At 67.2% G+C, this 11834-nt stretch carries 9 protein-coding genes and 1 tRNA gene; 5 read left to right on the forward strand and 5 right to left on the reverse strand.

Features of this window, described 5'->3' with window-relative positions; translation table 11 throughout:
* Positions 1-225: 225 nt before the first annotated feature.
* The gene (locus tag ACMZ91_RS17805) at positions 226-1122 is read right to left on the reverse strand and encodes a M48 family metallopeptidase (RefSeq protein WP_414578518.1); all 897 of its coding nucleotides are present in this window, start codon (positions 1120-1122) and stop codon (positions 226-228) included.
* An 89-nt stretch (positions 1123-1211) separates the two neighbouring features.
* Positions 1212-3098 (reverse strand): formylglycine-generating enzyme family protein, encoded by a 1887-nt coding sequence (locus ACMZ91_RS17810; RefSeq protein ID WP_032130291.1) that lies wholly within the window; start codon positions 3096-3098, stop codon positions 1212-1214.
* Between the two features lie 84 nt (positions 3099-3182).
* Between ACMZ91_RS17810 and rnd the strand changes: the two genes are divergently transcribed.
* The gene (gene rnd / locus ACMZ91_RS17815; protein ID WP_414578520.1) at positions 3183-4262 is read left to right on the forward strand and encodes a ribonuclease D; all 1080 of its coding nucleotides are present in this window, start codon (positions 3183-3185) and stop codon (positions 4260-4262) included.
* Positions 4263-4412: 150 nt separating this feature from the next.
* Entirely contained in the window at positions 4413-6452 is a 2040-nt protein-coding gene (locus ACMZ91_RS17820) for a DUF4034 domain-containing protein (protein ID WP_414578522.1), read from the forward strand.
* Between the two features lie 88 nt (positions 6453-6540).
* Here the strand turns inward: ACMZ91_RS17820 and ACMZ91_RS17825 are convergent, their stop codons facing one another.
* Entirely contained in the window at positions 6541-8871 is a 2331-nt protein-coding gene (locus ACMZ91_RS17825; RefSeq protein ID WP_414578523.1) for a TonB-dependent receptor, read from the reverse strand.
* A 237-nt stretch (positions 8872-9108) separates the two neighbouring features.
* On the opposite strand from ACMZ91_RS17825, the gene ACMZ91_RS17830 reads away from it, so the two are divergent.
* Positions 9109-9184, forward strand: a tRNA-Ala gene (locus ACMZ91_RS17830).
* Positions 9185-9246: 62 nt separating this feature from the next.
* Here ACMZ91_RS17830 and ACMZ91_RS17835 read toward each other — a convergent pair.
* On the reverse strand, positions 9247-9417 hold the full coding sequence (locus ACMZ91_RS17835) for a hypothetical protein (protein WP_165929940.1): 171 nt from the start codon (positions 9415-9417) through the stop codon (positions 9247-9249).
* Positions 9418-9578: 161 nt separating this feature from the next.
* On the opposite strand from ACMZ91_RS17835, the gene ACMZ91_RS17840 reads away from it, so the two are divergent.
* Positions 9579-10064 (forward strand): hypothetical protein, encoded by a 486-nt coding sequence (locus tag ACMZ91_RS17840; protein WP_414578525.1) that lies wholly within the window; start codon positions 9579-9581, stop codon positions 10062-10064.
* A 6-nt stretch (positions 10065-10070) separates the two neighbouring features.
* Here the strand turns inward: ACMZ91_RS17840 and ACMZ91_RS17845 are convergent, their stop codons facing one another.
* Positions 10071-10832: an SDR family oxidoreductase gene (locus tag ACMZ91_RS17845; RefSeq protein ID WP_032130300.1), complete on the reverse strand. Its 762-nt coding sequence runs from the start codon at positions 10830-10832 to the stop codon at positions 10071-10073.
* A gap of 132 nt (positions 10833-10964) precedes the next feature.
* On the opposite strand from ACMZ91_RS17845, the gene ACMZ91_RS17850 reads away from it, so the two are divergent.
* The gene (locus ACMZ91_RS17850; protein ID WP_279943167.1) at positions 10965-11807 is read left to right on the forward strand and encodes a methylated-DNA--[protein]-cysteine S-methyltransferase; all 843 of its coding nucleotides are present in this window, start codon (positions 10965-10967) and stop codon (positions 11805-11807) included.
* Positions 11808-11834 lie beyond the last annotated feature (27 nt).

An 11834-nucleotide genomic window follows, 5' to 3' on the forward strand; every position in this document is an offset into this window, starting at 1 on the left:
CATCAAACTGAAACTGAAAGGTCTGAGCCCGGTAAAGTACCGGGAGCAGGCCCAATCGGCCGCCTGACCCCGTCCAAGTCTCGGGGGTCACTTCATGGACGGGTTTACGGCGTCTCCCGCAACCGGACCCACCCCGCCATCCCACGGAATGCACGCTGTTGCTGTTGCTGTTGCTGTTGCTCTGGCTTGTAGCAGGTGCAGGGCGCAGCCCTGCCGAACAACCCCCTACTTTGCCTGCTCGCAGAACTTCTGCCGGTACTCGAGTGCCTTCGGCATCAGCGCCTGCAGGTTCTGGATGCGGGTACCCGGGTTGGGATGGGTCGAGGAGAATTCCGGCGGCGCCTGGCCACCGCTGGCCTGGCTCATGCGCTGCCACAGCGGCACCGCCTCGCGTGGATCGAAGCACGCTGCCGCGGCCAGCATCAGCCCCACTTCATCGGCCTGCGTCTCGTGGCTGCGCGCATACGGCAGCAGATACCCATAACCCATCGCCGACATCATCATCTGTTGCTGCTGCGCATCCATGCCGCTGGCGGCGCCGGCCACCTGCCCGATCTGGGTCAGCTTCTGCTGGGCCATCCGCTGTGCACCGTGGCGCAGCAGCGCATGGGCAATCTCATGGCCCATCACCACCGCCATCGCATCACGGGTGCGCGCCACCGGCACCAGCCCGGTGTAGACCGCCATCTTGCCGCCCGGGAGGCAGAACGCATTGGCCTGCTCGGACGGGATCACATTCACTTCCCACTGGAAATCCCGCGCGAAATGCGCCGGCTGCACGCCGTGCTCCTGGGCCAGCGCGGTCTCCACCACATCGACCTTGGTAATCAGCCGCTGGGCGATGTCACGCACATCGCGCGCGATCGGCGCATTGGGATCCATCGGCCGTTCCTGCGACAGGATCTGCTGGTAGGCCTGCAGCCCCAAAGCGGTCTCCTGCCGCGCATCCAGGCTGCTGTCGATCATCACCTTCTCGCCGGTATACGGATCCACCGTGCGGTTGGAAAACCAGTAGAAGACCGCATAGCCGGCGGCCAGCAACAGCACCCACCAGCGGATGTTGCCGAACAGGCCGCGCCGTTGCGGGCCTTGCGGCGAGCGGGAGAAGGGATCATTGCGCATCGGGTCGGCTTCCAGCAGGCCCCGCCGGCCGGCGGGCACGGCGCAATCTTAGTGCGCCGATGCCAGCAACGGGTGAAGCCGGCCGCCGATCAGATGCCGCGTACCAGGCGGAAGCCGATGCGCGCGTTGGTGGTATCCGAGTCCTGGGATTGCCGCCAGGCGGCACGGGTCTGCTCCGGCGCATTGGCCCAGTTGCCGCCCCGGATCACCCGTGCGCGGCAGCCCGGGTTGAACCAGGCGGCGCCATCGGAGGGCGCGCGCCGGTAGCTGGCATGCCAGCAATCGGCCACCCATTCGCTGAGATTGCCGCCCATGTCGTGCAGGCCGAAGGCATTGGCCTGGAAACTCCCTACCGGTGCCGGCCCCCACCAGCCATCGCCATAGCCGATGAAGGCGTTGTGCCAATGCCGCCCGGACGGCGACACGTCCTTGCTGCCGGTGAAATTGCCGCTGCCCGGCGGCGGCGTGCCGGCATCGCCCCAGGGGTAGCGACCACTGCTGCCACCGCGCAGCGCGTACTCGAACTCTGCTTCACTGGGCAACCGGTAGCTGCGCCCGGTCTGCTCGGACAACCACGCCGCATAGTTTTCGGCATCGCGGATGCTGACGTGCATCACCGGCGAATTGGCCATCGCGCGGCCACCGTCGTAATCCGAGCGCCAGTCCACGCCGCTGCGGCGGATGAAGTTGCCGCTGCGTTCGTCATAGACCACCGAATGGCCGCGCCGCGTCGCCCGTGGGCGCGCATTGGTCGCCTTCACGTAGCGCTGGAAATCGCTGACCGTGACCTCGGTGATCGCCATCGCAAAGCCTCGATCAAAGCGCACGTAGTGCGATGGTCGCTCGGCATCGCTCGAGCCCGGCTCGGCATCGCCGGCGCCCATCTGGAAACCGCCATGCGGCACCACCACCATCTGCGGCCCGCGTCCGCCATCGCGCATGGCGTCGCTGAACACCTGCCCAGGGCGGAAGCTGCCGTAGTGGGTGGCCAGGTCGATACGCTCACGCAGCTGGGCCACCACCGCGTCTCCCGGCAGGGCGATGCGCAGGGCCTCGGCCAGTTTCTCGCGCGCCGGCTTCAGGCCCTGCGGCGTGGACAGGTCGCGCAGGCCGTCATCGCGCAGCTGCAGCAATGCCGCCGCACGGATCTGCTCGATGCGCTCGAACGCGTCGGCGATGGTGGGCGACGAGTCGCGCACCTTGCTCGCTTCGGCCAGCCAGGTGCCGGCGCTGGCGAAATCGCGCGTGCGTGCCGCGTCTTCGGCGCGGCGGATCAGTCCACTTTCGGCCGCGGCCAGTCCCTGCCGTGCGCGGCTGTTGTCCTCATCCAGTGCCAGTGCCTCACGGAAGTTGCCGATGGCCCCGTCCCCGTCCTCGCCGATCCGGTCCGAGCGCAGGTCCTCTTCGCCGGCGCGGTTGTAAGCCACCACACGCTGGGCAAGCTCCACCCGTCCCTGCAGCGCACGCACCTTTTCGTCCTTTGGCGCCAGCGTCAGCAACACCAGCGCCTGGCGGCTGGCCTCGGCCAGCGCCTCGCGCTGCTTCAGCGGCCGCACCAGCAACGCATCCGCCTGCTGCTGCAGGCGCTGGCGGGCGCGCTGCAGGCCTTGGCGGGCCTGGCGGTCATCCGGATCCTCTTCCTGTACCGCCAGCCACAGCGGGATGGCGGCATCGGCATCCTCATAGAGCCGTCCTTCGGCGAACGCCTGCTCGGCGGCGCGGCGCAACTGGGCCAGGCTGCGGCCCTGGCGGTCCACCCGCGGCGGCGTCCACTGCTGTACATCCTCGGCGGCATCCTCACCGGCGATGGTCACGCTGCCCTGCCCGGCCTGCGGGCGCTCGTCGCTGTCTGCGTCCGCGGACGGGCGCGCCTGTTCCCCGGCACTCCGGTCCGTTGCCGTGGGGGGCGACGGCGTGCAGCCGGCCAGGGCCAAGGCCAGGACGGTGCACAGCACGGGCGACAACGAAAAACGCAAGCAGAGCCTCCTTCGGCACGGACGCGCACCGACGTTAGGCTATTCTCCCCTGCCTGAGCAAACCCGAGTAGTAGGCCCTGACCCGTGGCAACCTGGATCACCACCCCCGCCGAGCTGGATGCGTACTTCCAGCAGCGCCCGACCCGCATCGGCCTGGATACCGAATTCATCCGTGAGCGCACCTTCTGGCCGCAGCTGGCCCTGGTGCAGATGGCGGTCGGGCAGGACATCCTGCTGATCGACCCGCTGATTCCCGGCATGACCGAGGCGCTGGCGCCGTGGCTGGCCGATGAATCCATCACCAAGGTGATGCACAGCGCCAGCGAAGACCTGGTCGCCTTCAAGTGGGCGTGCGGCGTGCTGCCACGGCCGCTGTTCGACACCCAGATCGGTGCTGCGCTGGCCGGCATCGGCGGCGGCATGGGCTACCAGAAGCTGGTGGCGGAAATCACCGGCGTCGCCCTGGCCAAGGGCGAAACCCGTTCGGACTGGATGCGCCGCCCGCTTTCGGAGTCGCAACTGCAGTATGCCGCCGACGACGTCGAGCACCTGTTCGCGCTGCATGACGCCATTGATGCCAAGCTGCAGGCACTCGGCCGCCAGCAGTGGCTGCACGACGATGGCGAGCGCCTGCTGGCCAGCGTCGCCAACGACGAAGACCGCTGGCCGCATCTGGCGATGCGCTCGGCGCAGTTCCTCGACGCGGCCGCACAGCACCGCCTGCTGCGCCTGCTGCGCTGGCGTGATGTACAGGCACGCAACAGCGACCGCCCGCGAAGCTGGATCCTGGACAACGAACTGGCCACCACCCTGGCGCGCACGCCACCGGCCGACGAGGCTGCGCTGGGCAAGCTGTTCGAGCAGTTCCCGAAGGCACCGCGCAAGCTTGCCGGCGCGGTCTGGCAGGCGCTGTCCACACCGCTGGCCGATGAGGCCGGGGCACCGCTGGCGCTACCCGCCAACGACAGCAACAAGCAGGCGGTGAAGAAGCTTCAAGACGCGGTGGCCGAGCGCAGCCGCGAGCTGGGCCTGCCGGATGGCGTGCTGGCCTCCCGCAAGCATCTGGAAAGCTATCTGGAACGCCGCCAATGGCCGGCAGCACTGGCCGGCTGGCGCCAGCAGGAACTGGAATCGCGGTTGCAGGCGCTGCTGCCCGCACACTGAGATCAACCGGCGCCGGGCAACCCGGCGCCGGCGCCGCAAACATGAGCATCTGCCATGCTTGCCGACGCGGGCGCGGGCCTGTCCAATAGCGTCCCCGCTATTGTTGGATTGCATCAGATGACAAATGGACTTGCAAAAGACGGCCTTTCCATGGACGACCTGGCTTGGCGCGCGCAGGCGCGCACCGCGCTGCAGGAACACGACCATGCAGCACTTGAGGCGCTGCTTGCCCCACACGAACAGGCCTGGCTGAACGGCACCCGGCCGCTGCCCGGCATCCGCTGGCGCCTGCGCAACCTGCAGGACACGGCGCTGCCCCTGGATGAGCGCCTGCAGCAGGCGCAACGATGGGTTGCCGCTGCTCCCAACAGCTATTACGCACACCTGCGCCTCGGTGCCTGCTGGGAGTCGGCCGCTGGCGCCCTGCGCAGCGCCGATGTGGCCGCACTGGTGGAAGACAGCCAGTGGCTGGCCGCACAGCAGGCACGCGACCACGCCGTGCATGCCTACCTGCAGGCGATCGCGCTGTCGCAGCGCCCGGCGTTGGCGCTGGATGGCATCAAGCGCATCACCAGCTACCTGCGCGAGCCAAACTGGCTGCGCGCACTGCAGGCGGGGCAATCGCCCGAATCCGATGAAGCCGCCTTGGCCGAGCACTATCCGCAAGCCTGGCCGCAGGCATTGCAGCTGCTTTCGCGCTTCGGTGCCCCGTTGCAGACGCTGCCGGATACGCTGCCCACGTTGCTGCGCGATCGCAGCGAGGACGATTTCGATGCGCCTCTCGCGTACTGGATGCGCCTGGTGCTGGAGCAGCGACCGGACGACCTGGGCACGCTGGAAGACACCCTCTACTACCTGTACCCGCGCTGGGGCGGCAGTCACGAAGCGATGGAGGATTTCATCGATGGCGGCTGGTGTCGTGGCCTGGAGCTGGCACAGCGCAATGCGTTGCGCTGGTGCAAGGAACAGGACTGGATGGGAGACCTGCCGCGCCGCGGGGATGCCGAAGCGGTAGCCGTGCATGAGCGCGCGTATGCACAGATCCTTGACTGGCACCTGGAGGGCTACGTGCGTGCTGAAGTCCTGACCCAGCGTGCTGCACTCCGCTTTCATCTCGGGCGCATCGAGGAGATCGAAGACCAGGTGCAATGGGATGCCGGATGCATGCAGGCCGTGCTTGAGGACCTGCAGCAGGCCTGGGTGCTGGATCGAGACATGGTCCTGCACGGAGGTTTCAGCAGCCTGGAAGCCTGCACCTGGTTCGCCCATGTTGACGGCGCCGAAGCGCTGTTCGCGCAGGTGGTGGACTACGCCGCGCGCGAAGGTGATTCCGCGCTCGGCCTGCTCTGGGCCGCAACCGCCATCGAGCATGGGCTGCTCGGCCAGGCAGCCGATCCGGCACGTGCGCACCCCCTGCTGCAGCGCGCCCTGAAACTGGCGGCGCAGCAGAAGACGTCCACGGTCACCTTCGCTTCCAATCTGTTCTGCGATGTCTCGCAGGCCGCAGGCCTGTCGCTGTTGCAGCGCATGGCCGACGACGGCGACGCCGGTGCGATGGCCGCGCTGTGCGACCTGTACAAAGGCCGGTTGGGCGGCCGCGACCAGCCGGACTTCGTCGATGCCCAGAAAGCCCTGTACTGGCAGGAGCGTGCCGTCGAAGGCGGCGACCTGATCGCCACCTACAACCTGGCCGTGCGCCTCGTCGCTGCAGGCGGCGCGGATAATGAAGCGCGTGCGCGCGAGCTGTACCTGCGCTGCCTGCGCGAAGCCGACGCCGGTGAGCGCGTGTGGGGCCCGACCTGCCGCAACCTGGCCTGCCTGGCATTCGATGGCCAGGCCGACGCGCACAAGCGCGAAGCGGTCGAACGCGCCTTGATTCCGCTGTGGTGGCGCGGTGAGGACGACGACAAACTGTGGGCGGCCGGCTACCTGGCCGACGTCTACCACTTCGGCAACGGCGTCCCGGCCAATGCGTTCCTGGCGCTGACCTGGCTGCAGCGCGCCAGCGAGATCGATCCGGAGTATGTGGACGTGGTGCGCATGGCGCCGCTGATCAACGGCGAGGGCCGCTGGTTCGGTGCCAGCCGCGCACGCAAGCAGCAGGAACAGGACCGCCAGCAGGTGGACAGCGCCACCTGGGCCCTGACCTTCGGCCAGCGCAGCCAGGACAGCGACCTCACTGCGGTCTGACGCAACGAAAAGGGCGGCCCGGATCACCGGGCCGCCCTCTTGATTCAGGCAGTGCGATGGCAGGCTGGCCCGCCATCGCGACAGCGCATTACCAGTTCATGTTCAGCGAGACACCGACGGTACGCGGCTCGTTGTAGACCGCGGCCATGTAGTTCTCGATCACACCCTTGAGGTTCTTCTCGTTGGTGATGTTGCGCGCGAACAGCGCCACTTCGTAGGCACCGTAGTTACCCGAGTAGCCGATCTTCAGGCCACCCTCGAAGTCACCCTTGGAGTTGAACTCCTTGCTGTCGTACAGCACGAAGCTGGTGTAACCCTGCTTGTTCCAGTCGGTGGACACGAACATGGTGCCGGCGTCGCTCACCGGGAAGTCGTAGCGGGCCGCCAGGTTGACGTTGTACTTCGGCGCGTTCGGCAGCGGGTTGCCGTCGATCTGCGCGAAGGTGTTGGCACCGACCTTGATGGTCGGGTCGCCTACGGTGCAGACCACCTGGCCATTGAGGCCGCAGACCTGCGCGTAGACGCGCTTGTCCTTGATCTCGCTGTGCAGCAGGCTCAGGCCGGCGCTCAGGGTCAGGTTCGGGATCGGGCGCAGCTCCATGTCCGCTTCGAAGCCGTAGGCCTTGGCCTTGTCGGCGTTGAACAGCACGCCATTGCCGTCCGAATCGTTGCCGTTGAGCTGGATGTCGTTGACGGTGTAGGTGAACGCGGTGGCGTTCAGGCGCAGGCGGTTGTCCCACAGGCTGCTCTTCACGCCCGCTTCCCAGGACAGGATGGTCTCGGAATCAGCGGTGGTGAAGTCGGCATTGAACACCGCCGAACGGCCCTGGATGGTCGGGCCACGGAAGCCGCGTGCGACCTTGGCGTAGACGCTCACGTCCGGCGTGATCTGGTACATCGCGCTCAGATCCCAGCTCGGGGTGGTATCGGACATCTTGACGTCGGTGCGGCCCTTGTAAGTGACCACGCCGGCGGCAGTGTCAGCCGTCTTCAGCAGGCGGGTGTGCTTCTCGTCCTTGGTCTGGCGCAGGCCGGCAGTGACGGTGAACTTGTCGGTGAAGGCGTAGCTGATCTGGCCGAACCCGGCCCACGAGGTGTTCTTGTTGCGCAGGCGCACCCAGTTGTTCGGGTTGCGGGCCGCGCCCTGCAGGAACCATGCACGCTGGTAGAAGTCGGTGGTGTCGCTACCGTTGAAGTAGAACGCACCGGCCTGCCACTGCAGGGCGCTGTCGTCATGGCTGGCCAGGCGGAATTCCTGGGTCCACTGGTCCAGGTCACGGATGCGGCCCATCGACTGGCCGTAGCCGTTCGGCACGCCGTTGACCGGGAAGTTCACCGCGGCACCGCCGTCGGTGTCGCCACGGCTGTAACCGGAGGTGGTTTCGTAGGCGGTGATCGAAGTGAAGTCGATCGCGCCGAAGTCATAACGCGCCTTCACCGAACCGCCATAGGTCTTGTACGCCTGCGGGTTGTTGCCGGCTTCGTCGTAGGCGACCTTGTCGCGCGGCACGTCGGTCTTGTTCGAGCCCTTGGTCAGCGCACCGCGCAGGAACAGGGTCGAGGTGCCTTCGTAGTCACGGGCGTGGGCCGAGGCCAGGATCGAGAACTGGTCGCTCGGGGTCAGCAGCAGCTGCGCACGCACGTTACGATCATCGAAGCCGCCCATGGCGTTCTTCTTCGGGCTGACCGTGCCGTCGGCGCTCGGGCCCTTGTAGGTGTTGTCGACGTAGTCGTCGCGGTGCTGGTACAGGGCCGACACGCGGAACGAGGCGATGTCGTTGATCGGGCCGCCGAAGCCGCCGTCGATCGACACGCTGTTGTAGGTCGCATAGCTGGCGCTGACGCGGCCGGTGTAGTCCTGGGTCGGCTTCAGGGTGTCGAACTTGACGATGCCGGCGGTGGTGTTGCGGCCGAACAGCGAACCCTGCGGGCCGCGCAGCACTTCCACCTGGTCCACGTCATAGACCGGGTTGGACTTCAGCACCACGTGCTCCAGCACCACGTCGTCCTGGATGATCGACACCGGCTGCGAGGCACCCAGGTAGAAGTCGATGTTGCCCAGACCACGGATGTAGAAGCGCGGGAAGATGCGGCCGGTGGTGGTTTCCGCATACAGGCTCGGCACGCGGCCGGACAGCGCCAGCAGGGTGTCGTCGCCGCCGGCGGTGAAGTCGCGCATGCGCTCGCCCTGCACCACACCGACCGAGACCGGCACTTCCTGCAGGTTCTGCTCGCGGTGTTCGGCGGTCACGGTGATCGTGTCCAGCCCGGTCGGGGTCGGCGCGCTGTCCTGTGCGGCGGCGCCGAAGCTGCCGACCAGGGCCAGGCCGGCACAGGCCAGGGCCAGCGGATGGCGGCGGAAGGAAACAAAGGAAGACGACATACCCGACAGGCGGCGGGAATCGGAATGGGAGGGCATGAAATGCTCTGAGGAGGCGTCCGTGCGGCCTGCGCGAGCCGGGCGGCAAAAAGGAGGATAACTGCGCAAGCCGCCATTATCCCCCAAATTGTTACGATTTCGTTGCGCAGCACCCAAACCCGGCGAAACAAGCGGTTTCGGCACAGTCACCCGCTGATGTGCCTCGCGTCTCGACATGGAATTCCTTTGATCGGCTTGGCAAGCGGCAGGCGCTTGGCTAGACTGATGCCCTGCCGTGGGGCCATAGCTCAGCTGGGAGAGCGCGTCGTTCGCAATGACGAGGTCAGGAGTTCGATCCTCCTTGGCTCCACCACTATTCAGAAGAACCCGTAGATCTCCGTGATCTGCGGGTTTTTTCTTTTCAGCGCCCGCGGCTCAGGCCGGCTCCTCGCCGCCGTCCTTGCGCTGCGGGCTGCGCGAGTGCGTATCGCGCACCTGTTGATCGCGCTGCCCCGGCCGCTGCTTGGCCACGTCGTCCTGCTTCCTGTCCTGGCGGCTTTCCTGGATGCCCTGCTTCGGGTCCTGATCCTTGCCTCGCTCGTTCATTGAAATCTCCCTCGCCGGCGGAACGCCAACGTTGCCCATCACGCTAGAGGTTGCCGGGTAAGCCACAGGTCAGTCCTGTGCCAACGTCATGTGCAGGCACTGGCTTGCCGCTGCGGCCCCCGTGCAGCCAGAATCCGAGGCACCACGCCCACCGGTATGCCATGCCCTCTTCTGCCCAGCACGCAGCACACGCCGTGCCGATGCGCCTCGATGCGACCGACGGCAGCATCCAGCTCGGCAATCTGCCGACACTGATCGGCCCCACCCTGTCACGGGATGAGGCGCGTATCGCGTTCGCCACGCTGGTGCGAGGGGAGCACGACGTCGGCACCGGCTATCACTGGCTCAGCCTGCACCGGCTCAGCCTGGGCGGTGCGCCCGCTGGCATCAGCCTGTGCTTCCACGGGCAACAGCTCGACATGGTGACGATGGGCGTCGATCTACCCGGTGCAACACTGGAAGACGGCTGGCCAACCCAGGCAGCGATCGATGCCGAAGTCGCGTTCATGCGCCGCACCTTGGCCACGGCATTGGGGCGAAAACTGACCGGCGGCTGCGCCCGGTTCAACTGGGGCGAAGCCTGGGCCCGTTTCGATCCGAAAGGCTTCATGGCCAGCAGCGGCATTCGCTACTCACCACGCACGTGACCGCGCTCAGGTACGGGTGATCGACACCCCACCCTCCACGCGCATCGCGGTGCCCGTAACGAAACTGCTCTCATCGCTGGCCAGGAACAGCGCCGCATTGGCGATCTCCTCCGGCTCGGCGAGGCGCTTGAGTGCGTGCAGCGAGCGCACGAAGTCGCGGGCATCGCCGGTCGGTGCGGCCTGCCGGCCCATCTCCGTATCGGTGCCACCGGGCAGCAGTACGTTGCTGCGCACGCCGCGCGCACCGTATTCGGCAGCGATCACCTGGCTCAGGCCGATCAGCCCGGCCTTGCTTGACGCATAGGCCGCCATGCCCGGGAATCCCACGGTGTGGCCGACGAAGGTACCGACGAACACCAGCGAGCCGCCGCCGCGCGCCAGCAGTGCCGGCAGCTGCGCGCGTGCCGCATGGAAGGCGGCGTCGAGATTGGTGGCCATCACCTCGCGCCAGGCATCCACCGGAAACTCCGCCGCCGGCACGCCCGGGCCGAGCATGCCGGCATTGTTGAGCGCGATGTCCAGGCCGCCGAATGACTGCTGGGCCAGATCGACCAGCGCCTGCGCCGTGCCCGGGTTGGCCACGTCGGCGGCATGCACCACGGCTTCGCCACCGGCAGCGCGAATCTGCTCGGCCAGCGCCTGCAGCGGCTCCGGCCGCCGTGCGTTGAGCACCAGCTTTGCTCCTTCGGCGGCGAAGCGCAGCGCGCTGGCGCGGCCGATACCGGCGCTGGCACCGGTGATGAGAGCGATCTTGTTGTTCAGGCGCATGGTCGTGGTACCGGTTGTGAAGTGGCCGCCACGATGCCGTGCGTTCGGCCCGCCAACACTCCGTTTCCGGGCCTCACAGGTGAGTGCAGGAAACGGAGTTTCCGCAGCACCGGCACGTGCCAGAATCCGGCCATGGACAGTACCGCCACCACCGCCCTCGATGACCGCATCGAACGGGTCTGCCGCCACCTGCAGACCAGCCTCGACGAACCCTCGCTGCAGGAACTGGCCGATATTGCTGGCTGCAGCCCGACGCGCCTGCATCGCCTGTTCAAGCAGTCCACCGGGCTGACCCCCAAGCAGTACGCCGCCGCGCTCCGCGCCGACCGCCTGCGCACCGGGCTGGAACAACAGGAACGCATCACCGACGCCTTCCACGATGCTGGCTTCGGTTCCAGTGGACGCTTCTACGAGAACGCACCGAAGTTGCTGGGCATGACGCCCAAGCAATGGCGCGCAGGGGGGCGCGGCGAAGTCATCCACTTCGCGCTTGCCGAAAGCTCACTGGGCAGCGTGCTGGTGGCCAGCAGTGCCACCGGCGTGGTCGCGATCCTGCTCGGCGACGATCCGGAGACCCTGCTGCAGTCGCTGCAGCAACGCTTCCGACAGGCCGAACTGGTGGGCGCCGACCAAGGCTACGAGCAACTGGTGGCACAGGTCGTAGGCATGGTCGAGGATCCTTCGCGGGGCGCCACGCTGCCGCTGGATATCCGTGGCACCGCGTTCCAGCAACGGGTGTGGCAGGCACTGCAGCAGATTCCGCGCGGGCACACTACCTCGTATGCGGATATCGCCGCGCGTATTGGCGCGCCGCGCTCAAGCCGTGCCGTCGCACGCGCATGCGCAAGCAATCCGTTGGCGGTGGCCGTGCCCTGCCACCGCGTGGTGCGCCGCGATGGCGACCTGTCCGGCTATGCCTGGGGCGTAGCGCGCAAGCGCGAACTGCTGCGCCGGGAAAAGGCCTCGACTGCCTGACGTAGGTGCCGACCTTGGTCGGCACAC

This window comes from Stenotrophomonas sp. FR024 (assembly GCF_047500745.2).
GTDB lineage: Bacteria > Pseudomonadota > Gammaproteobacteria > Xanthomonadales > Xanthomonadaceae > Stenotrophomonas > Stenotrophomonas maltophilia_A.

Coding starts and splice junctions, on each gene's coding strand:
- ACMZ91_RS17845 (WP_032130300.1), bottom strand. CDS start 10,832: ATGCGCCTGAACAACAAGATCGCTCTCATCACCGGTGCCAGCGCCGGT.
- ACMZ91_RS17850 (WP_279943167.1), top strand. CDS start 10,965: ATGGACAGTACCGCCACCACCGCCCTCGATGACCGCATCGAACGGGTC.
- ACMZ91_RS17825 (WP_414578523.1), bottom strand. CDS start 8,871: ATGCCCTCCCATTCCGATTCCCGCCGCCTGTCGGGTATGTCGTCTTCC.
- ACMZ91_RS17820 (WP_414578522.1), top strand. CDS start 4,413: ATGGACGACCTGGCTTGGCGCGCGCAGGCGCGCACCGCGCTGCAGGAA.
- ACMZ91_RS17840 (WP_414578525.1), top strand. CDS start 9,579: ATGCCCTCTTCTGCCCAGCACGCAGCACACGCCGTGCCGATGCGCCTC.
- ACMZ91_RS17835 (WP_165929940.1), bottom strand. CDS start 9,417: ATGAACGAGCGAGGCAAGGATCAGGACCCGAAGCAGGGCATCCAGGAA.
- ACMZ91_RS17805 (WP_414578518.1), bottom strand. CDS start 1,122: ATGCGCAATGATCCCTTCTCCCGCTCGCCGCAAGGCCCGCAACGGCGC.